General features: G+C 38.6%; 24 protein-coding genes and 1 pseudogene. 8 read left to right on the top strand and 17 right to left on the bottom strand.

Translation table 11 applies throughout. The features are described 5' to 3' along the window. Nucleotides 1-93 precede the first annotated feature (93 nt). From QZ289_RS05095 to QZ289_RS05075, 5 genes and pseudogenes are all read right to left on the bottom strand, one after another. Nucleotides 94-1,437: an apolipoprotein N-acyltransferase gene (locus QZ289_RS05095; RefSeq protein WP_295699981.1), complete on the bottom strand. Its 1,344-nt coding sequence runs from the start codon at nt 1,435-1,437 to the stop codon at nt 94-96. A gap of 2 nt (nt 1,438-1,439) precedes the next feature. Further along, a complete protein-coding gene (locus tag QZ289_RS05090; protein ID WP_295699979.1) occupies nt 1,440-2,237 on the bottom strand; it encodes an enoyl-ACP reductase in 798 nt (265 codons plus the stop codon). Further along, a complete protein-coding gene (gene dapA / locus QZ289_RS05085; protein WP_295699975.1) occupies nt 2,234-3,115 on the bottom strand; it encodes a 4-hydroxy-tetrahydrodipicolinate synthase in 882 nt (293 codons plus the stop codon). The genes QZ289_RS05090 and dapA overlap by 4 nt, the downstream gene beginning before the upstream one ends. Then, nucleotides 3,112-4,434: a pitrilysin family protein gene (locus QZ289_RS05080; RefSeq protein ID WP_295699974.1), complete on the bottom strand. Its 1,323-nt coding sequence runs from the start codon at nt 4,432-4,434 to the stop codon at nt 3,112-3,114. Before QZ289_RS05080 ends, dapA begins: the two co-directional genes overlap by 4 nt. Nucleotides 4,435-4,839: 405 nt before the next feature. Further along, nucleotides 4,840-5,892: pseudogene (locus tag QZ289_RS05075) on the bottom strand (quinone-dependent dihydroorotate dehydrogenase); the annotation flags it as partial. Nucleotides 5,893-6,388: 496 nt separating this feature from the next. On the opposite strand from QZ289_RS05075, the gene QZ289_RS05070 reads away from it, so the two are divergent. From QZ289_RS05070 to QZ289_RS05060, 3 genes are read left to right on the top strand one after another with little or no spacing between them, the layout of a single operon-like run. Continuing rightward, on the top strand, nt 6,389-6,499 hold the full coding sequence (locus QZ289_RS05070; protein WP_295699971.1) for a Sir2 family NAD-dependent protein deacetylase: 111 nt from the start codon (nt 6,389-6,391) through the stop codon (nt 6,497-6,499). 60 nt (nt 6,500-6,559) lie between these two features. Continuing rightward, on the top strand, nt 6,560-6,697 hold the full coding sequence (locus tag QZ289_RS05065) for a hypothetical protein (RefSeq protein WP_295699969.1): 138 nt from the start codon (nt 6,560-6,562) through the stop codon (nt 6,695-6,697). Next, on the top strand, nt 6,669-7,136 hold the full coding sequence (locus QZ289_RS05060; protein ID WP_363322670.1) for a Sir2 family NAD-dependent protein deacetylase: 468 nt from the start codon (nt 6,669-6,671) through the stop codon (nt 7,134-7,136). Before QZ289_RS05065 ends, QZ289_RS05060 begins: the two co-directional genes overlap by 29 nt. 45 nt (nt 7,137-7,181) lie before the next feature. On the opposite strand, the gene dnaJ is transcribed toward QZ289_RS05060, so the two are convergent. Further along, nucleotides 7,182-8,336, bottom strand: a complete 1,155-nt coding sequence (dnaJ, locus tag QZ289_RS05055; RefSeq protein WP_295699967.1) for a molecular chaperone DnaJ — start codon at nt 8,334-8,336, stop codon at nt 7,182-7,184. 133 nt (nt 8,337-8,469) lie between these two features. On the opposite strand from dnaJ, the gene recR reads away from it, so the two are divergent. From recR to truD, 4 genes are all read left to right on the top strand, one after another. Then, a complete protein-coding gene (recR, locus tag QZ289_RS05050; RefSeq protein ID WP_295699964.1) occupies nt 8,470-9,051 on the top strand; it encodes a recombination mediator RecR in 582 nt (193 codons plus the stop codon). An 81-nt stretch (nt 9,052-9,132) separates the two neighbouring features. Next, a complete protein-coding gene (locus QZ289_RS05045) occupies nt 9,133-9,438 on the top strand; it encodes a c-type cytochrome (RefSeq protein ID WP_295699961.1) in 306 nt (101 codons plus the stop codon). 64 nt (nt 9,439-9,502) lie between these two features. Further along, the gene (locus QZ289_RS05040; RefSeq protein ID WP_295699958.1) at nt 9,503-10,537 is read left to right on the top strand and encodes an alanine racemase; all 1,035 of its coding nucleotides are present in this window, start codon (nt 9,503-9,505) and stop codon (nt 10,535-10,537) included. Nucleotides 10,538-10,540: 3 nt separating this feature from the next. Beyond that, nucleotides 10,541-11,698: a tRNA pseudouridine(13) synthase TruD gene (truD, locus tag QZ289_RS05035; protein ID WP_295699955.1), complete on the top strand. Its 1,158-nt coding sequence runs from the start codon at nt 10,541-10,543 to the stop codon at nt 11,696-11,698. Nucleotides 11,699-11,791: 93 nt separating this feature from the next. Here truD and QZ289_RS05030 read toward each other — a convergent pair whose 3' ends face one another. The 6 genes from QZ289_RS05030 to QZ289_RS05005 all read right to left on the bottom strand — a co-directional run bounded on the left by QZ289_RS05030 (nt 11,792) and on the right by QZ289_RS05005 (nt 16,718). Next, nucleotides 11,792-12,358, bottom strand: a complete 567-nt coding sequence (locus QZ289_RS05030; protein ID WP_295699952.1) for a thiamine phosphate synthase — start codon at nt 12,356-12,358, stop codon at nt 11,792-11,794. Nucleotides 12,359-12,363: 5 nt separating this feature from the next. Then, entirely contained in the window at nt 12,364-13,044 is a 681-nt protein-coding gene (locus QZ289_RS05025) for a F0F1 ATP synthase subunit A (RefSeq protein ID WP_295699949.1), read from the bottom strand. A 72-nt stretch (nt 13,045-13,116) separates the two neighbouring features. After that, nucleotides 13,117-14,193, bottom strand: coding sequence for an LptF/LptG family permease (locus tag QZ289_RS05020; RefSeq protein WP_295699947.1), 1,077 nt, complete (start codon nt 14,191-14,193; stop codon nt 13,117-13,119). After that, the gene (gene pth / locus QZ289_RS05015; RefSeq protein WP_295699944.1) at nt 14,190-14,834 is read right to left on the bottom strand and encodes an aminoacyl-tRNA hydrolase; all 645 of its coding nucleotides are present in this window, start codon (nt 14,832-14,834) and stop codon (nt 14,190-14,192) included. Before pth ends, QZ289_RS05020 begins: the two co-directional genes overlap by 4 nt. Then, nucleotides 14,834-15,370 carry a 50S ribosomal protein L25/general stress protein Ctc gene (locus QZ289_RS05010; RefSeq protein WP_295699941.1) on the bottom strand — a complete coding sequence of 179 codons (537 nt, stop codon included), beginning with the start codon at nt 15,368-15,370 and terminating at the stop codon, nt 14,834-14,836. Before QZ289_RS05010 ends, pth begins: the two co-directional genes overlap by 1 nt. Before the next feature lie 64 nt (nt 15,371-15,434). Then, complete coding sequence (locus QZ289_RS05005) at nt 15,435-16,718, bottom strand: citrate synthase (protein ID WP_295699939.1); 1,284 nt, start codon at nt 16,716-16,718, stop codon at nt 15,435-15,437. 322 nt (nt 16,719-17,040) lie between these two features. On the opposite strand from QZ289_RS05005, the gene QZ289_RS05000 reads away from it, so the two are divergent. Then, entirely contained in the window at nt 17,041-17,286 is a 246-nt protein-coding gene (locus tag QZ289_RS05000) for a hypothetical protein (RefSeq protein WP_295699936.1), read from the top strand. A 6-nt stretch (nt 17,287-17,292) separates the two neighbouring features. Here QZ289_RS05000 and QZ289_RS04995 read toward each other — a convergent pair whose 3' ends face one another. The 5 genes from QZ289_RS04995 to QZ289_RS04975 are packed head-to-tail and all read right to left on the bottom strand — an operon-like array spanning nt 17,293 to nt 21,465. Then, nucleotides 17,293-17,889 (bottom strand): YqiA/YcfP family alpha/beta fold hydrolase, encoded by a 597-nt coding sequence (locus QZ289_RS04995; protein WP_295699933.1) that lies wholly within the window; start codon nt 17,887-17,889, stop codon nt 17,293-17,295. Further along, a complete protein-coding gene (locus tag QZ289_RS04990; protein ID WP_295699930.1) occupies nt 17,889-18,629 on the bottom strand; it encodes an RluA family pseudouridine synthase in 741 nt (246 codons plus the stop codon). The genes QZ289_RS04995 and QZ289_RS04990 overlap by 1 nt, the downstream gene beginning before the upstream one ends. Then, nucleotides 18,629-19,867, bottom strand: coding sequence for a lipid IV(A) 3-deoxy-D-manno-octulosonic acid transferase (waaA, locus tag QZ289_RS04985; RefSeq protein WP_295699927.1), 1,239 nt, complete (start codon nt 19,865-19,867; stop codon nt 18,629-18,631). The genes QZ289_RS04990 and waaA overlap by 1 nt, the downstream gene beginning before the upstream one ends. 26 nt (nt 19,868-19,893) lie before the next feature. Next, nucleotides 19,894-20,664: a C4-type zinc ribbon domain-containing protein gene (locus QZ289_RS04980; protein WP_295699923.1), complete on the bottom strand. Its 771-nt coding sequence runs from the start codon at nt 20,662-20,664 to the stop codon at nt 19,894-19,896. Nucleotides 20,665-20,685: 21 nt separating this feature from the next. Continuing rightward, nucleotides 20,686-21,465 carry a Nif3-like dinuclear metal center hexameric protein gene (locus QZ289_RS04975; RefSeq protein ID WP_295699922.1) on the bottom strand — a complete coding sequence of 260 codons (780 nt, stop codon included), beginning with the start codon at nt 21,463-21,465 and terminating at the stop codon, nt 20,686-20,688. Nucleotides 21,466-21,532: the final 67 nt, after the last annotated feature.

The raw sequence follows: 21,532 nt of genomic DNA, 5'->3' as shown, positions 1-21,532 counted from the left end.
TTACACGATCGGGATTTTATATCGCGTGAAGTAAGACTACGCGCTAGCTTTAGCTATAGCAGCGTAGCCATAATAAACTAGAGATTCTAAAAGCTAGGGTGTAATGATAGCGTGGGATGAGCGATTAGTCGCGTGAAAAATCACGCTATTGTGCAATCGCGCATAATATTTCATTAAATTTTTTTGCAAAATTGGCTCAATGCTTGGCACAAACCACGCATTATTGCTCGTTACAATCACATATCGCGGATTATCTTTATAGAATCCTCGATTTGTCCCCTCATAGCAAATCGCATTCTTAAGGCGCACACCCTTTATGTCAAAATACCCAAATTCCTCTCCTGCGCTAAATCCTCCAATGCCCTGAAAAAAGATATTTGCAAGAGGTAATAAAAATGAGGGGATATACTCCCCAAAAGGCACAAGCAGCACCTTATCATAAAAGCTCACTTCTCCCTTATCAAACTTAAATGTGCTATTAAAATATAAAAGAGTGTTATCATTATCGCGCTCCACACGCAATGCTCCTGTGAGTATAACTATTTCCTCACTCAATGCCAAAAGATTCTCATAATATGAAGGCATAACATCAAAAGGCACATAAAATGCGCTCTCTGGCAGCACAACCATATCATAACCTGCATTTTTTGCCTGTGCAATATCCTCAATATGCTGCATAAAAATAGAATCTACTTGCTCCATACGATAGGTAAAATCCTGACTTACATCACTTTGGATTAGCTTCATCTTTAGAGGAATTGTTGCTGTATGTGGTGTGTTAAAAATATGGCTATCAAGGGCAAAGGTAAGGCATACTACACCTATTAATCGCCACCATAATGTATACTTCACAAGTAGCCATAATCCTAATATAATGAGGGCAAAGCTTAGCTTATCCACCCCAAAATAGCTATATGCAAACACACTCTCAAGCACAATCCAATCAAAACCAAGCGGAGTAAAAAAACTCAAAAGCAGTAAAAATATAAAACGAAGCAGCAGACATTCGCACCACAGCACAATATAAAATACAAATCCCATAAAGATTCCCACTGCTACAACAATAAGGGGAACAAGAAAGCTCATATCAAAATATCTCACCCCCAATGAAATCCAATAAAACCATAGCACACCGATAAAGAATCCCACGCTAAAGCGACGATTTGCAGGGGTAAAAAGCACACTTGCAACGCTTAAGATGCCCAAAAATGAAGCCAATAATGGAGAAATATCCCTAGAAGTGTATTGCTCCAAAAGCCACTGCATATAAAAAGGCAAAACGCAGATAAAAGCAAAGCCAAAAGATATAGCTAACCACACTAATGTAGGTTTATAGGTCTGTGGATTGCGCCACATAAATGGCGTGCAGGGTATATTAATAGCTTTAAAACATAGCCCTTTTAAAGTCTGCAATGGAGGAGAATGCACAGAAAACATATTTATTTAAAAGTCGTGCCACCATCAATCACTATTGTTTGCCCAGTGAGCCACGCACTTTGTGTAGAATCACATAGGAAAAACGCTGCTCCCGCTAAATCTTCAGGTGTCCCCATACGATTAAGCGGAGACTCTTCCTCGACTTTAGCCTTTACTTGTGCATAGTCTGGGAATGCCTTTAACGCGTCTGTATCAATTGGTCCTCCACTCACTGCATTGACACGTATACCCCATTCGCCAAGCTCGGTAGCAGCGTATTTTACCATCGTTTCCACTGCATTTTTTGAATTACCGTGCCCTGCGTAATTTGGCATATACACGAGATTCCCTGTGGAGCTAAGCGATACAATCGCCCCGCCACCTACCTCTTTCATTCTCTTAGCTGCTTCTTGTGTGCCTACGACAAAGGCAAGCACGGTAGCTGTGTAGATATTATTTAACCCACGAGGCTTTAAACGCATAAATGGCGCAAATCCTCCCGCAACGCTCTTGCCATAAATGATAGCATTAGAGATAAAAAAATCAACCCGTAAAAAATCTTCATCAATTTTCTTAAAAAGTTCAATATACTGCTCTGGCTCCAGCACATTAAGCGGATAAAATCTTGCCTTAATGCCATATTTGCCCTCCACATCTTGAGCGATATTACACGCTTCTTCCTCATTTTTATTATAGGTAAAAGCGACATTCACACCATTCTGTGCGAATTTATACAAAATAGCCTTGCCAATCCCCCGCGTAGCCCCACTAATAACAAGCGTTTTACCTTTCATAAAATCCCTTGTGTTTGCTAGATTCATAATTGCACCTCATATTGTTCTAAGATTTTTTGTATTTTAGCCATATTTTCCTTAGAAGGTGGCACTAATGGCAGACGATATTCTAAATTTTGCAATAATCCCGCTAGAAACATAGCTGCCTTGATGGGTATGGGATTGCTCTCGCAAAAGAGAATCTTATTTATCTCATAAAGATTCGTATTGATTTCATAGCTTTTTTGCATATCTCCATTGAGTGCAAAATGTGTTAAATCAGCGATTTCTTTAGGCATAAGATTGCCTGTTACAGAGATAACGCCCTTGCCATTATTCGCAAGTATGGGAAAGTTAATCATATCCTCCCCACTAAAAACAGCGAGGTTTGGGGCTTCCGCGCCAAAAGCTACGATTCTATCCATTAGCCCCGCTGCCTCCTTGATAGCATAAATATTCGCACAATCTTTGTGCAATGCCTTTGCTGTTTCTATCTCAATGCCTACACCTGTGCGAGAAGGCACATTGTAGAGCATTACGGGGATTTCTATTGCGTCAGCCACAGCCTTATAATGCTCGTATAACCCCTCCTGTGTTGGCTTATTATAATAAGGCGTAACGCATAAAATCGCATCAGCCCCGCATTTTTGTGCGAATTGTGCTAATTCTATGGCTTCACTTGTGGCGTTACTTCCCGCACCTGCGACTACTTTTACACCACTTCCTTTGCATATGCTTACTGCAGATTCTATACATTCCATATGTTCTTTGTGTGAAAGTGTGGCAGATTCACCCGTTGTGCCTACAGGCACACAAGCGTCCATACCATAGCGGATTTGCCGCTTAATCAATGCTTCATAAGCCTCAAAATCCACTCTATTGTGCTTAAAAGGAGTTACTAATGCACTCATTGCACCAAAAATCATTCTTGTGCCTCGCTTTTATCTTTATCTCTTAAAATCACTACATTTAATGAATCTTCCACAAAATACTTATTTGCTACCTCTTTAATCTTATCTATGCTCAAGGCATTAATATCTCGCTCATAAGAAAGCAAAGGCGAAATATCTCCTCGCACCAAATAGCTCCCAAAAAGCCCAGCCACTGACGAAGCATTCTCAAGCCCATAAATAAAACTCGCCCTTGTATTGATTTTCACTTTTTCAAGCTCTTCTTGCGTGATTTTACCCTGCTTAAGATTCTCTAATACCTTATATACTTCCTTTTCAATACTCTCTGCCTTTATGCCCTGCTTTGCTGTTGCCATAATCAAAAACACACCATCATCTTTAAGCTCCATATTATAGGCATACACGCTACTTGCTATTTGCTGCTTATCGACAAGCTCTTTTGACAATATGCTTGACTTTCCACCGCTCAAAATATCGCCTATCGCACTTAAAGCCACTTGATCTTTGCTTAAAAAATTGGGAATCTTATAGCCCATTGCTAAAAATTCTACTTGCGAATCTTTTTTCACAATGCTTCGTCTTATGCCATCTTGCCTTGGCTCTTTAGTCTTGACTTCAGGGATAGGTACAGTATTTTTCAGCGGGGCAAAATGCTTAGTAGCACTCTCAAAGACTTCATTAGGATTCACATCGCCACTCACTAATATTATAGCATTTTGCGGCTGATAATATGTGTGATAAAAGGAAGCAATATCTGCGATTTGCCAACTTTGAATATCCTCCATAAAACCAATAGGTGTCCAATGATAAGGATGATACACAAAAGCGGTATTAAAAAAACGGAAATACAAATAGCCCATAGGGGAATTATCTGTCCGCCATAATCGTTCCTCTGCTACGACATTGCGCTCGGGCAAGAACTCATCTTCTTTAAGCAAGAGATTGCTCATAAGCTCGGCAAAAAGTGCTAAAGATTTGTCAAGATTCTCTGTGCTTGATTTGATGAAATAACGTGTGTAATCAAAGCTTGTAGAGGCGTTATTCACTCCGCCAAATCCCTTAACAATCTCATCAAACTCCCCTGCCTTAAGATTCTTTGTAGATTTGAAGCTTAAATGCTCGAGCATATGGGCAATACCGCTTTTACCCATCACTTCATTGCGACTACCTACCTTATAAAAAACATTGGTTTCAATCACATTGCTTTGATTATTAAGCGACACCACCACGATTTGTAATCCATTTTCAAGCGTCTTTGTATAATACTTAGGCAAGGCACTAGGTGTAAATACACTTAAAGACGAGGGCGAATTAAATATATGAGAGATACTCATCAATACTCCTATAATAAGAAACTTCACGGCTTACTCTTTGATAGAATCATCTTTGTCTTGGATTGTCTTAGTAGCTTCATTGGCAGGATTCTCTATATTGACTTTGTTTGCTGTGGAAGTAGTATTTTTTGGCTTTTGTGCCGTGCTTGTTCTCCCACGTCTCTTGGCTGCTTGGGTGTCTTTTGTAGAATCTTGTGCTTTTGTTTTGCTTACACTTGCCTTTTGAGATTTTTTTACACTTGATTTGGCGTTTTTAGTCATATTTGAAGCTTCTGCTGATTCCGCTGATTCTGCTGTCTTAGGCTTTCTACCACGTCTCTTAGACTCAACAGCTTGTATTTTTCCCTCTATCACCTCTATTTCATCACTCTTAGACTTCCTCCCACGCTTCTTAGGCTTATTAAGAATATCATGACCTATCGCTTCTTGCACATTTGCAAACCCATCTTGTGCTAATAGTTCTAAAATCCCCTCATTGATTGCCCTACACAATCTTGGACCCTGAAAGATTAAACCGCTATATACTTGTAACAATGATGCACCTAACTTAATGCGTTTATATGCCTCAAGTGCATTGCTAATACCGCCCACAGAAATTAATGTCGTTTTACCAAAGAATGCTTCGCTTAAAATCTTTAACACAGCTTTTGACTTTTCTCTCAATGCCTCTCCGCTCACTCCGCCGCTTTCTTTAGGATTTTGCACTACGCTATAATCAATAGTTGTATTTGTAGCGATAATGCCACTCGCACCGCATTTGATGCTCATTTCTACCACTTTGAGCATTTCATCTTTATCCATATCAGGCGAAATTTTTAGAAAAAGTGGCTTTTGTGTCCGTGTGCGCGCCATCTTAAATAATTCTTGCACAAAAGTTACATTTTGTAAATCACGTAATTTAGGCGTATTAGGCGAAGAGAGATTAAACACGAAATAATCGCCTACCTCTAAGCAATCTAGCAATACGTTTTCATAATTTTTTAGTGAATCGCTTTGCATAATATTTTTATTTTTGCCTACATTAATACCTAATGGAATACTATAAGGGTAAAGATTTTTAAGACGTTTGGCAATTTCAAGCGATCCTTGATTATTAAAACCCATAGCATTTTGCAAACTCTTCTCTTCCTCATAGCGAAAAAGACGAGGCTTTGCATTGCCAATTTGAGGAGCTTGAGTAACCGTCCCAAGCTCCAAAAACCCAAATCCTAAAGCAGACAATCCCCGCACCATAGTTGCATTTTTATCAAATCCCGCGGCTAATCCCACAGGATTATAGAATCTTATACCTGCCACTTCTACATTAAGCCTCTCATCAAAAACACAATGTTGGGAAACAACAAAATCCTGCACTAAAGGTAAAGGTACAATATGCTTAAGCGCCCATTCTACTAAATTGTGAGCTCTTTCGGAATCAAGTTTAAAAAGATAGGGGGAAAGCATTTGATATAACGACATAATGACACCTCTATGAAAGTTTAAAGCAAAAACAGAAGTGTTATTGTAGCAAAAAAAATAAACTTATATTCTTACTCTTTAGGCAATGCTTTTAAAATTACTGCTAAATCTCATAATAATTAATCCATATTGTTATACTCTTAAAATCAAGGTTTTATGAATAAGTTATAATTTCATTTTTCAAGCTATATCATAGATGCAATTTCAACGTTGAACACTGACTTTTAATAACACAAAACCTGACCCAGAGTCTGTTTCATCAAACACTAAAATTGTCTTTATTTGGTAGATTCTGTAAGGTCAGTGGGGATATATTCTGCTCACTCTAGCCTAGCTTTACGAATCTTGTTTGAAGTCAGCTTAAGATTCTGTTAAGACTCTTAAATCATAAATATTGCTACTCGGTCCTAAAGCTCCCATTTTATACACAAAATGTGATAGCTTCTTGATGAAATATGAGATGATATAAAAAATTACGTTTATTCAAGGAGACAATATGCCAAAATGCATTGTATTTAGCGGAGCGGGATTAAGTGCGGAATCAGGCTTAGAGACATTTAGGGATAATGGCGGTTTGTTGGCGCAGTATAATCCTATGGAAGTGTGAAATTATGGAAATTGGCGGGAAAATTTTGACCTCGTGCATAGATTCTATAACTTAAGGCGCGTGGAGCTAGGCAGTGTCAAGCCTAATGCAATGCACCAGTTTCTCGCCTCTTTGCCTACACTTTTAAACCCTAAAGCAAACAAAAAGCGCACAGAATCTATCGAAGTATATCACACAAAATGTCGATGGCCTGCTTGAACGCGCTGGGGCGCAGAATGTCATTCATTTGCACGGAGAGCTAAGTAAAATCATTTGCCCTCATTGTGAGCATATCCTTGATATAGGTTATAAGGTATTTACCCCTCGCGCTTGCAAACATTGCGGATATGAGCAACTGAAGCCTTTTGTTGTCTTTTTTGGTGAGCGCGCACCCAAATATATGCAGATGTATAAGATTTTTGAGGGGCTTTCTTTTAAGGATTATATGGTGGTGATTGGCACAAGTGGCAATGTCGTGGATATTAGTTCTATTATCGGGCGATGTGAATGGAAGTGCAAAATGGGCTTAAAAATTCTTAATAATCTTGAACCTAGCTCTCACATCGCCGAATCTGTCTTTGATAACATTTACTATAAACCCGCTACGCAAGCTATTTGGGAGATTAAAACAGATTTGCTGCAGTTTTTCCATAGATAACTTTAATATTAGAAATGATTAAGCCTCAAAGAATAAGCCTTTATTCTAGGCTTTATCAGCCTTATGCGCTTTTTGATGCGCAATCCATTGCTTAATTTTACTAAAACATTCTTCAAACAGATTCGTATATGGCTCACTCTCTACTCCAAAGCTCTTTTCTAGCTGTTCTACAAGGGCTTTTTGCTCTGCGTTGAGCTTAGGGGGATAAGTGATTTTAATCTGTGCGATGAATTTGCCCCTATACGCGCTATTGACATCTTTAATCCCCTCATTATCAAAGATAAATTGCTCTTTATCGCGCGTATTTGGGGGGATTTTAAGCTCTAGCTCCCCGCGTAAAGATGGAATCTTTAGTGTCGCCCCAAGCACAATAGAAGTAAAAAACACAGGCACTTCAATATAGACATTATTCCCATCACGCACGAAGTTTTCATCTTCGCTCACACTCACAGCGATATACAAATCGCCTCTTTTACCGTTTTTATCAGCATTCCCTCGCCCACTGATACGGATTCTATTCCCATCATCAATACCCTCAGGAATACTGACTTCAAAGCTCTCCTCACTGATCTCAAAGCCTTTGCCTTTACACTTAGGACATTTCTCTTTTGCGCTATTTCCCTCGCCCTTGCAAGTAGGGCAAGTCTGTGCAAATGTCATAAAGCCCTGTCGCATATAGACTTGTCCCTTGCCTTGACAATCATTGCAAGTCTCTAGTTTGCCATCTTTTGCCCCGCTGCCATAGCAATGCGAACAAGCCTTTTTAAAGCTATTATGTATCTCTTTTTTACAGCCAAAAATAGCTTCTTTAAAGCTTAGCTCTAAGCCAATAAGTTCATCAAGGTTGTATTTCCCACTGCTACGTTTTTGCCCCCCAAAGCCAAAGTTTGCTCCAAAGGCAGATTCAAAAATGCTTCCCAAATCGCCAAAAATATCGCTAAAATCGCGTCCGCTAAAGCCACTAAAGCCGGAATTTTGTAAGCCCTCTTTGCCATATTTATCATAGATTTGTCGCTTAGAATCATCGCTAAGCACCTCATAAGCTTCATTTATACGTTTGAATTGCTCTTCAGCTGCTTTATCATCGGGATTCCTATCAGGGTGATATTTGAGCGCCATTTTACGATAAGCTTTTTTAATCGTCTCTTTATCGCTTATGCGTGTGATTTCTAGAACTTCATAATAATCAAATGTCTCCAAAATCTGCTCCTAGTCTTTTGTAATGTTCTTAATTTTAAAGTGAGAGTGAGATTGTAGCGAAATTTTATAAGGCAAAGTTAAATTCTTTCAGCTAAGATTGCGCTATTCAATACTACATCAAAGGCTTTGTGCTATGAATCATTACAAGAGCAGTCTTAAGGCATTTTATGAGCTTATTCTAGCACTTGAAAAGCTCCCTGCCATTGGCAAAAAAAGCGCACAGAAAATGGCGTATGCACTTTGTGTAGAAGATAAATTTTTAGGGCTAAATATCGCTCACGCGATAGAGAATGCTGCCCTTGTAGTGCAGAGATGTCAAAAATGCTTTTGTGTGAGCGAAAGCGAGGAGTGTGAGATTTGCACATCGTTAGAGCGGGAAAATGGGGAATTATGTATCGTAGCAAAGGCACAAGATGTGCTGACAATCGAGGAGATGGGGGAGTATCAAGGGCGATATTTTGTGCTAAGTGCGGAGCTAGAGCAAATAGATTTTACATTGCTTAATCGTAGAATCCATAGGGAATCTATTAAAGAGGTAATTTTTGCCCTCTCTCCAAGCCTCGCTAATGAGGCGATTATGCTCTATATCGAGGATAAAATCAAGAGCCCTGTGCATTTTAGCAAAATCGCTCAAGGTGTGCCAACTGGCATTGGGCTAGATTCTATCGATCAGCTTTCACTCTCACGTGCCATAAGCGCACGTGTAAAGATTTAGTTTTCATTTAAGGAAATTATTAAGTTTTGGTTTGTAGAATCTCATTGTTGATTAATCTTAAAACAACGAAAGGATTGAACTATGAAAAAGTTGCTTTTTCTCACTATTTTGGGTCTTTTTAGTTTCACGTATGCTGACCAACCTGCAGTATTTAAAAAATGTATTGCTTGTCATGGGCCTGATGCGAAGAAAGTTGCTCCCGGTAGCAAAGGTGGTGTAACAATCGCTGGTATGCCAAAGGCTGATTTGCTTAAAAAACTCAAAGGTTATAAGGCAAAAACAGAAGATAATGGTGGTGCAAAGGCTATTATGTATGGACAAATGGCGACCGTAAGTGATGAAGATATTGAGGCATTAGCGGATTATATCTCCAAACTTCCTAAATAATCATTGATAGCTTAATTGATATTATGATGAAATATGCAGACCTTGTGTCTGCATAGGCAGAGCAATGGCAGAAATCACTCTCTCTTCTCAAGCATACAAACATAACTTTCAACTTCTCTCTTCACATATTGGCACAGATATAGAACTCGCAGCAGTCTTAAAAGATAACGCCTATGGGCACGGCTTAGAGCAAATAAGCACACTCGCGAAGCAATGTGGTGTAAAAAGCGTGTTTGTCAAAAATTATGCTGAAGCTATACGAATAAGTGAAATTTTTCCGCATATCACAGCACTTTATGGTATGCCAGAAGGTGATTTCCCCCCGCATATCGCTTTTGTAGTGCATCAAAAGGCGCATATTGAATCCTTACCCAAAGGCACGAAAGTAGAGCTAAAAGTCAATGCTGGTATGAATCGCAATGGCATACAACCTGATGAGTTAGAATCCTACATCAAAGCCATTCTTGATCGGGGCTTGGAGCTTATAGGGGTATTTACCCATAATGGCTATGGCGATGATATAGATGAAGGCTTTATGCGCACACAAGAGTGCTTTAGAACTATTAAGGAACAAGTGAGGGCGTTATCTCAAAAATATGGCTTCAAGTTGTCAAGATTCCATTCTCTAAGCTCTTCTGGAGCTGTGCGTGTGGCAAGTGAGGGCAAAATAGATGATGATTTGGTGCGTGTGGGTATCGCGCTGTATGGATACCTCGATGTCGCCTTTGCTAATCCCATCAGTGCGAAACTACAAAAGGTCGCTACATTATACGCAGATAAAGTCGCTACTCGCTTTTTGCCACAAGGGGCGCGTATAGGGTATAGTGGCTGCACAACTTTAGAATCTCAAAGCTGCATTAGCACCTATGATATTGGCTATGGCGATGGGTTTTTCCGCGTGAGTGAGCGGCACAAAATCTATACTGCAGAGGGTTATCAAATCCTCCCTCGCTCCTCAATGGACTGCTTTTCCTGCTTATGCGATAAATCTCGCATTTGTGTTTTTAATGATGTGAGCGCACTTGCACAGGCTTTTGGGACGATTAGTTATGAGATTCTTACACATCTCTCCCCACATATCAAACGTACTCTTATTTAGCCTATGCCCGATATTGCACCCATTCGTAGAATTTACCCTTTTACACATAGTGCTTGTGATGGCTATTTTAAGCCCTCTTCTCGCGATTTTGTGGTGAGAGAAATCCCCCTTTATGAGCCAAGCGGAAGCGGGGAGCATTGCCTCCTCTATGTGCGTAAAAAGGGTTTAAGTACCTTTGAGCTTTTATATCTCCTCTCTCAAATACTTGGCTGCAAAGTGCGTGATATAGGCTATGCAGGGCTTAAAGACAAAGCAGCGACAACATACCAATACATTAGCATTCACCACTCTTTGCTTCCTCGTTTAGAATCTGCCCGTGCGACTTTAGAAGAAAAACAAGTAAAAATTCTAAACATTACCTTTCATCATAATAAGCTTAAAATCGGGCATCTTAAGGGTAATGCTTTCTTTATGCGACTTAAAAAATGCAGTCCCACAAATGCTAAAAAACTAGAATCCATCTTGCAATCCCTCACACAGAGCGGATTCCCAAACTATTTTGGCAATCAGCGATTTGGCAATGAGGGCGATAATTTTCAAAGTGGCAGAGAATTAGCACATAATGCTATGGAAATGAAAAACAAAAAGATAAACAAGTTTCTTATCTCAAGCTATCAAAGCTATTTGTTTAATGCGTGGCTTTCCTGCCGCATCACACTCTCTCAAATCCTACATCATTTTAGTCCAAATGAAGCTATGAATGCTCTGCAAAGCTCATCACTCCCTGCCCTACAACATCTTAATACACAATGTAACCCACAAATGCTAAAAATATGGCAAGCCCAAAAGCAGCCTTTTGTGCTGCTAAAAGGCGATGTGATGTGCCATTATCCCTTTGGCAAGACATTTTTATGCGAAGATGAAAATATAGAATCTGCACGTTTTATGCAAAGATATATCGCTCCCACTGGTGCACTTTATGGCACAAAGTGCATAAACGCCCAAGATATGGCTTTGGTGTGCGAAGCAGCATATAAAGATAAGATTAGCGCGAGTGGTTCAAGGCGGTATGCGTGGGTATGGGCGGAAGATGTAGAGAGCAAATACAAGCCCCAAGAAGCACATTTTGAGCTGCGATTCACCCTACCAAAGGGGAGCTATGCGACTATTTTCCTTGAATCTTTACTTGGTAAAAGCTTAGAAATCTGTAGAAATGACTAAGCGTCTTTTTGATAAGATTATCATTTGCATTTTTGTTGTATGCTGTAAATAGCCAATACTACCAACTTGATGAATGATTTATGCGATTGGCTTTCATCGTTTAGATTCTAAAAAACATCGAATACCTGCGTAACCGCCTAATCCTAATGTTTTGAGAATAGGGATATGGGTGTGATTAATGCCCCCAAGTGCAATAACACGTGAACGTATAGTATATGGAATCTTATTGAGTGTTTCTAAGCCTAGCGGGGTGCCTTTATTTGGTGTAGGGAAGATGGGGCTTAAGGTGCAATAATCCGCTCCCAATGCTAAAGCAGATTCTACTTCTGCGATACTATGTGCGCTATAACCGATAATTTTTTGTTCTGCAAATTCCTCCAAATAAGCATTTTTAAGTGGGGTTATATAGTTCATTAAGTGAGACTTTAAATGCACGCCTTGAAAAGAAGCAGAAAGAGATATGGTTTCTAATAGGCTATTAAAAGGCAGGTTAAGTAAGAGTATTTTACTTAAGGGAGAGATATGTTTGACAAATTCATTGAGCCATTTTTTATTTTGAGTGCGACATATAATCCCATCTACGGCTATTGTAGGTAAATACAAGGCAAGTGTGCTTATATATCTCTCATCAATATGAGGGGTAATAAGCCACGCCCTCAAAGCTATTAATGCTCTTCATCCACAACTATTGCGCCGTGAATATACACATAAGTAAGAATCATAAATACAAAAGCTTGAAGCAAAGCCATAAAGGCAAGAATAGCAAACGGAACAACAGGCACAACATAATGAGTAAGCATAAGCATAACAAGCAAAAACATATCATCACCCTTGATATTCCCAAAAAGACGGAAAGAGAGTGAAACAATGCGTGAGAGATGTGAAATAATCTCGATAGGGAACATAAGCGGGGCAAGCCACCACACAGGACCCATAAAATGCTTGAAGTATTTGAACACGCCCTGTGCGCGAATACCTTCAAAATGATAATAAAAAAATACCACAAGTGCCAATACAAGAGTAAAACTCCAACTTGATGTAGGAGATTCAAAACCGGGTATGATACCAATAGCATTTCCAAAAAATACTAAAAAGCCAATAGTAGCTGCTAATGGAAAGTATTTACGTGCGACCTCTTCACCTACAATATCTTTTGAGAACGAAATAATTCCAGAAATGACAAATTCAAAAACATTTTGTATGCCACCGGGAATAACTTGCATTTTATGTGTTGCATAACGTGCAAAAATAAGCATAAGCACTGCTACAAGCAGTGTATGAAATCCAATAATGAAATCATGATTGGCATTAATCAACCCTGCAAAGGTAAAAACTCTATCGTCCATAATAACCCCTTGTGTTGTAAGTGCAATGATTATGCCTTGTTTTTTGTTAGTTTTGCTTTAAAATGTTCATTTTTATGAAAACTTTTGATTTAAATATCGAATATGCCACAAAAATATAACAAATAAGATTCCCATAGGGAACAATAAACCTATTTCAGGATATACAAGCCCTGCGACACTAAGCTGTGAAAGAGAGAAGAATAATCCCCAAATGGCTAATGCAGCAATAATACTTACAAAGCTAATGAGCGTGAGATTGCCATAGCGAGGCAATGAGGGGATATAATAAGCGATAATAGCAATGCAAAGTGGGACAAAAAAGGGCACGATGAGTAGCCCATAGAGGATTCCACGTATTTTATCCGAGCTAACACCCTGCTTATAGGCAATATGAAGTGAGGCAAACGCATCAATAATTGAAGCTGTAGGCTTATCTTGCGCAATTGTTTCAAGTACTTTAGAGCTAAAGCCCTTAAGTGTGGCTAATTCCTCATTTATATTTATCTGCAAAGCTTTTTCTCCAAGTATCAAATTGGGCACAATCCCTAAGCTTTTTGCATTTTTTAAAATCCACTCATTGTTTTCAAAAAATGCTTCTTTTGCCTCGTGGTAGCCCACAAGTCTATGCTCCTCATCAAGCACAAAAATTTTAATGCCTTCTGCTCTTGCCTCACCATTAAGCAAAGGGTAGAGTTTGTGGAGAAAAATGTATTGGTTGTCGCTTTTTAAAAGTAGGTTTTCACGCACATTTTGTGTATTTTGGTAAATAATGCTTTCTGCATATTCTCGTGCGTATGCAAATGGCGTAGCGTTTAAGCCAATGAAGCTAAAAATAAAGATACTTGAAATAAAAATCAATGGAAAAAGAATCTGCAACTTTGAATATCCTAACGCCATCAGCGCTGTTAATTGTGAGCTTTTAAGAAATGCCATATAGAATAAAACTGAACACAAAACAAGCGAAATAGGCAAGGTATAAGTCAAGGCAAATACGCCGTCATAAAATAAAAACAAAATCAATAAATTAGCAGAATCGGGCAATTCATCAACATATTTCAATGTATCAATAGCGAGAAAAAACCCCTCTAGTCCTAAAAAAATAATGAAAAAATATTTTAAATAATAAAATCCCACAAAACGAAAAATCATCTTTTGTCCCTTATGTTTTGCTTTGTGATATTTATAGAATCTTTATTGGGCTTTTGTGATTTATTTCTTAATGTAAAGCGATTTTGTAAGTGAGCGAGTATATCCTCTATGCTACCTTGCATAGTGTAAAAATATGCAATGGCAAATTGGATAAAAGGCAAAGTTTGTGTTATTTGCGCTATTTCTTGAGTATTAAAATCACTCAATACATAATCTATCACATTGCCTTGCGTGTCCCTACCTATGCCAAAACGAAGTCTCAAGTATTTATCCCCCATAGCTTTATCAATAGATTTTAAGCCATTATGCCCACCGCTTGAGCCACCATATTTAAAGCGAATATCACCAAAGGCAATATCAATATCATCGTGTATTATCAGTGTATGAGCAATATCAAAATATCGAGCAAATGGGGCAATAGACTCGCCAGAGAGATTCATAAAAGTAAGAGGTTTAAGAAAAAATACTTTATGAGAATCTGTGTGTAATGTGCCCACTTCTGCGTTAAATTTTTTATCAAAATGAAATGTAAAATTTAAGGTTTTTGATAAAAAATCAAGCACCATAAAGCCAACATTATGCCGAGTATTTTGATATTTGACACCCGGATTGCCAAGCCCTGCAACAAGAAGGCAGGACATTATTTAGCTTTAATCACTCCAACTACTGCCACAGATGGGCGATTGATGATAGTTACACCTTGAATCTGTGGTAAATCACGTACAAGGATAGAATCTCCCACATCTAAATCACTCACATCAAGTTCATAGGTATTGGGGAGATGTTCCGCGCTGCATTTGACACTAATACGTTTTGTGGAAATAAACAAAACACCCTTATTCTTTAAGCCCTTAGCACTGCCTTTAACACTTACGGGCACTTTATATTTGCTCACTACACCTTTTTGTGCCATAAGCAAATCCACGTGGACAATAGTGTTTGTTACGGGATCTTTCTGGTATTCTTGAACTACCACATCTAGGGTCTTGCTACCTACTTTTACAGGGAAAATCAAGGTATTTTTATGCTTAAGTGCCTTAATGAAATCATTAAGCTTAAAAGCACAATGGATATTCTCCTGTCCCTTGCCATAGATATTTGCAATTAGATAACCATCATTCCTCAAAGCCTTTGCTTGAGATTTTGAAATACTCTCTCTAATTTGTCCTTCTAGCATTCTTTTGTCCTTTAGTAAAATTTAAGGACATTATTATAGCGAAAAACCCTTAAATACACTTAAGCTATTTTCCTATATATACTTGACGTGGTCGAGTAATCCTTGCTGTTGGATCTTTAATATGCTCTAGTAGCTGTGCGCACCAGCCCGGCATTCGTCCAATAACAAAAATAGGTGTAAAGAGCGATACAGGAATTTTAAGCGCAGAAAGAATAATACCAGAGTAGAAATCCACATTTGGATAGAGATTTCTCTCTACAAAATAGCTATCACTCAAGGCTATTTCTTCGACTTTATGGGCTAAATCACTCAAACGTGAATCCATCTTAATACCCTTAGTATCTAAGTCATCTTTGAGTTTTTTAAGAATCTTAGCGCGAGGGTCATAATTCTTATACACACGATGCCCAAAGCCCATTAGTCTGAATGGATCATTTTTATCCTTCGCTTTAGCGATGAATTTATCGACATTTTTTGCATCGCCAATTTCATTAAGCATATCAAGCACTTTTTCATTTGCCCCACCGTGTGCAGCACCCCACAAAGCGTTAATTCCAGCACTTAATGCCGCATAAGGGTGTGCTCCTGTGGAAGCCACATTGCGCACAGTAGTGGTAGAGGCATTTTGCCCGTGGTCTGCGTGGAGGATAAAGATTTTATCAAGTGCCTCTACTTCTAGTGGTGTAATCTCACTTGCTCCATTGGCAGTTTGCTTCATTTTGCCACCCGGATAAGCACGAAGCATATAGAGGAAATTCTCTACATAGCCTCGTTCTACATCGGGATAAATATAGGGAATACCCAAAGAATGTCGATAAGCGAAAGCTACAAGTGTAGTAATCTTGGCAATAGCGCGTCTCGCCATCACTTGTCGCTCTGCCTCATTACTCATATCCAAATGATGAAAATGGAATGTTGAGAGTGCTGAAAGTGCAGCGGATAAATTTGCCATAGGGTGAGCTGTATCAGGGAATGCGTTAAAAATATTAATCAACCCTTCGTGCAAAAAACTGCGATGCATAAGTTCAATTTCAAATTCTTTAGATTCTGTGTCATTAGTGGGCGCTTCACCTGTAATAAGGAGCTTGCATATATCTGTAAAATGATATTTTTCCACAAGTTCAGCCAAAGGCATACCTTTGTATAAAAGCTCCCCTTCTTTACCATTAATATAACTAATAGTAGATTTGCATCCAGCTGTTGAGCCATAGCCCGGGTCATAAGAAAAAATATTAGTGCGTTCAAAAAGCTTAGAAAAATCTACTGCCTTAGGCCCTCTTGTGCATTCGATGAGTTCAAAATCAAAGCTTTCTTTTGTTTCGTTATTGGTTAGCGTAATTGTTGCCATGCCTCTCTCCTTTTGAAATATATAAAATCATATTTTCAATTATTACACAAAATTTTTATTAAAGTCAAAAAAAAATTAAATTTTATACAAAATTTGTGCCAAAAGTGCTAAATGATACATTTATGAATTTCGTATGCTAACTTATAAATATTTCTATTTAAAGGTTTTTGGGAATTTTTTGTATAATATATAAGCTGAATTTATGAAAAATGAAGGAGGAAGGATGTTAGAGCAGAACACAAAACATAAGATTATTTTAACAGCACAGGACAGGAAAGAACTTGCCCCATTGTTACATATTACTCAGGCTGAGTGAGAGCTTATGCCACAAGAAGTATTAGAAAAGCTTGAAATCCTCGAGGAAGAGCAGAAGAAAGGAGATTTTAAAGATCTTGAGCAAATTGTTGAGGAATCTATACACCTTATAGAATCTCTTGCACCCAGTCATACGACTCTCAAGCGAAGACATCTTAAAGACTATTTATGGTGGGAGACAAATTACCGCATTTTCTTGGCACAGCGTAAAGCACAACGAGCTAGACGCAAGAGTAATAAAAAGAAGTCTTAAATTATTTTAATTGTGTAAAAATGGGTAAAGATTCTCATAAAGTGGGGCAAAATCAGTAATGATATGCCCTCCTTGCAAATGCACTATTTTGGCATAATGCTGCCAATAGGCTTGTGAAATGCTCCCATCAATGAGTTCATCACTTTCACTTAAACACACCACTCCGTTTATATTTGATATGGTATTTGGTATAGGCAGGCGCAGGGCGAAGGCATAACTTTCCCAATGCTTATCACAGAGGGTGAAATGCTGCTGCGTGGTGCTATTTATTTGTGGCTTATCTATATATTTTTTCAATTGTCCTAATGGCTCAAATACAGGATTAAAAAATATAAAAACACAAGGGAGAGGCACATTAAGCGTATCAGCATAAAGCATAAGCTGCCATAGGTAAAATGCTCCCAAAGAATTGCCAATCAACCCAAAAGGCATAGTGGGCTTATATACCATTAGCTGCTCTTTGCAGCTTTGCAGATTTGTCCTAAAGTCCCCGCCATTATCATAAACAAGTTGTAAAGGCTTTAAGTGTAAGCCCTCGCATATTCGCTGATACGCTAGAGAATCTTTTGATGAATGGAATCCGTGTGAATAAAAAAACTGCATTACAAATGCTCCATTTGTAACTCTTGAGGGACAGGCGAGATAAATTCATAATCTAAAAGCGCAATTTTATGGGCGTGAAGCATAAGCCTGGGGGCATTATCTGCTATGCCATAGATTCTATCACCATATATGGGGTATTTGATACTTTGAGTATGCACGCGAATTTGATGTGTGCGCCCTGTGGTAATCACTGCTTGAACCAATGTCTTTTTACCCACTATGGCTAATGGCGTAAGCTGTGTATGCGCCTCTAAGCCATTTTTATCAATATATGATTTAGCAAAGCCCTTTTTTATAGTGAGTATGGGCTTCTCTATCTGGATAGAATCCATAAGTCGTCCGTGTAAGAGGGCTATATATTCCTTATATACCTCCTTATCTTTAAATGCCCTTTTTGCCCTCTTGTGAAAAGCACTATTTTCCTTAATCAGCAAGATAACACCGCTTGTCTCCCTATCTAGCCGATGGAGCAAAGACCAGCCCTCAAACATCGCACATAAATCATAAGATTCTATAAAGGGTGGCTTAGCAAGGGCTAAAATGTTTTCATCGCTAAATAGCACTTGAGGTTTTTTAACTCTTAATATTTCAAAAGTCGCACTATAAGGTACTTCCGCCCGAGCAAGAGTGAGCTTCTGACCTCCCAATCGCACCAAACCTTTATCAATCAAAGCCTTAGCCTGTTTATGCGAAAGCTGATGATTATGCGCTAGGACTTTGTATGCCTTATCTTTGAGCATTAGTGAATCTTTTGCAAAAGTATATTGAGCTTATCGTGTGAATTTGTCTTAATGGCACTCTTAGGGAGCAATTCCCATCTAGAAAGTGTATCACTAAGGCTTTGAGGAGGGATAAGCACATAATTTTCCACTGATTCAAAAAGTGCATATTGGTTAAAGATATGCTCCCCGCTAATAAGTCTTGTGCCAAAAAATGCCGGTTCAAGCGGATTATGACCGCCCACATTTGTAGTAAAGCTCCCGCCAAGTATCACTACATCGCTTATCGCATAGAGATTATTCAGCTCCCCTAATGTATCAATGACTATCACATCATACTGCTCACAAGATTCTAAATGTGTCTGTGAAAATAATGCCGTGCGAGAAAAAAAGCTCATACTTAAATCATAAGCTTCTTTAAAACGTTCAGGGTGGCGAGGAGCAAGGAGCAAAAGTGTTGTAGGGGATTGTTCTTTAAAGGTTTTAAAGGATTCTAAAATCAATCTCTCCTCCCCTCTATGTGTGCTTGCCCCGATGAAAAGTGGCATAGAGGGCTTTGTATAATGTGTGCTAACACAGGGGGTATTAAGCGTCTTAAGATTCCCAAAAACTTCAATATGAGTAGCGCCTAAGGCTTCAAGGCGTCGTTTATCGATATGACTTTGAGCCAATACCTCATCAATGAGGGCAAAAATCCCCTGATAAAACCACACAAACCGCTCATAGTTCTTGTATGAACGTTGCGAAATACGTGCGTTAATAAGTAAAGTGTGTGCGTTATGAGATTTAGCCATAAAAAAAAGTATTTTCCACATCTCTGCTTCTGTCACAACTAATGTTTTAAGCCCCTTGCATTGCTTACTCCACAGAGGCAAAAAGATTTCAAAAGGGAGATAGCGCACGATAATATGTGCCTTAGAATCTGCTTTATTTCCATACAAACGTTTTGCCTCATTAAAGCCTGTATGCGTGATAGTGGTGATTAAAATATTTACAGATTTATTGTAAAAGGCATTAATGAGCGGCTCGAGTGATTTTACCTCGCCAAAGGAGCAGGCGTGAAACCAATAGTGTGGCTCATATTCAAGCTTTTTGATAAAAAAAGGGAAAAATCGTGCCGGTATAGAATCTTTATGCTTTAAGCGAAAACTGCTTGCAATCAAAAAGGGAAGCGCGATAATATACAGCAGCACACATAAGCAGTAATAACCAAGAGGAAAAGGAAAGGAGACTTTTTGTGTGTGTTTTAAGGTATCCACATTATGTATCCAACGACGTCTAAGGATTATGCCTTAGCTTTTTTCTTGGGCTTTGCCTCTGCTTTTACAGATTCTTGGGCAGATGCCTTTGCTTGAGAATCTGCATAGAGTATTCTTCCGCAATGAGGGCAGTTAATAATATCATTGCCTTTTAAAATCTCATTATAAATCGTATCATTAAGCTTGATAAAGCAGCCGCCACAGGCTTGTTTAAACACAGGCACTACGCTTGTATTGAGTGCCCATCGTCTAATTTTGGCATAAAAACTAATGACTTTATTGTCCATTTTTGCTACCAAAGATTCTTTTTCTTCAAAAAGATCTTGTTGAGCTTGTTTGATTTCTTGCACCTGCTTTTGTGTTTGTGTTTCAAGGGCTTCAATTTCGCTTTTTAGCTGCTCGAGTTTAGGTGTGTAGGATTGCTTTTCTTTGTTTTTCTTCTCTTTGAGTGCTTCAAGTCGCTCTATTTCAGCATTAGAATGTGTCATATTCTCTTTGGCAATATCTGTTTCCACATCAAGTGCGCGCATTTCCTTTTCTGTTTTGACCTCTTTTTGCTTTTTAGTAATTTGCTCTAATTTTGCGGAAGATTCTTGAATATTGCGGTCGTGTCGGGCAATCTCGAGTTCGATATTTCGTGTTTCTTCATTGAGGGATTCTATATCTTTTAATGTTTGCCTTTCTTGCTTAATTTTTTCATTAAGCTCGTGTCGCACTTGGGCAATTTTGGGCTCTAAATCATCGATTTGCTTATCAAAATGGGCTACTTGTATGAGCTCTTGTAAATGCTTATTCATCACTTGTCCTTTGAATGAGGGTTAATCTCTTGACTTATTTAAGCAGAGAGAGAATGGATTTTCACAATCTGCAATTATAACGTTATATCCTGTATTTTGCAAAATAGAATCAAAAATTTCTACAAAATATTTCTCACTTTCATAATGCCCCATATCAATGAGGCTAATCCCCATACTCTTAGCTATCATCGCATCGTGGTGCTTCACATCGCTTGTAATAAAGCAAGTACTGGGAGATGGTGGGATGCAAGAGAGCAGAGAGCAACCGCTGCCACAGACAATATATACATCGCTAATACTATGCTCCTTTATAGATTCTACATCGCCCTGTATGTATTGCATATAGTCTGTTTGCAGTGATTTGCATACATATTGCGCGAGATTTGGCAGTGATATAGGTGCTATGCTCCCATACATAAACAATCCTTGCGCGACAAAATGCTCCCATTGCAGCACTTTATGGGTAAGATAGGTATTAAGATGAGATTTATCAAAATTGGTATGCAAACTTATCACACAGCAATGCTTCTGTAATAGAATCTGCGCGATATTGGCAGGATACCTATCTGTGCAAAAGGCATTTAAAGGCTGAAAAAACAAAGGATGGTGGGTGATAAGCAATGTCTTTGGTTGAAGTGCTTGTGCGATATTTAGATTGACCTCTAAGCATACGAGTATATGCTCAAATGTATCATTCATACTTCCTAGATTTAGCCCACTCTTATCCCAAGATTCTTGCGTATCAAAGGGCGATATATGATGACATAGTTCATATATATCCTTTACTTTATTGTATTGCATATCTTTCCTTAAAAACATAGAACTTCAAAATCATAATTAAAGCAAAAATAATAGATTCTAAACCTTA

The organism is uncultured Helicobacter sp. (assembly GCF_910577135.1).
Classification (GTDB): domain Bacteria; phylum Campylobacterota; class Campylobacteria; order Campylobacterales; family Helicobacteraceae; genus Helicobacter_C; species Helicobacter_C mastomyrinus.
This window is presented reverse-complemented; position numbering and strand designations above follow the sequence as displayed.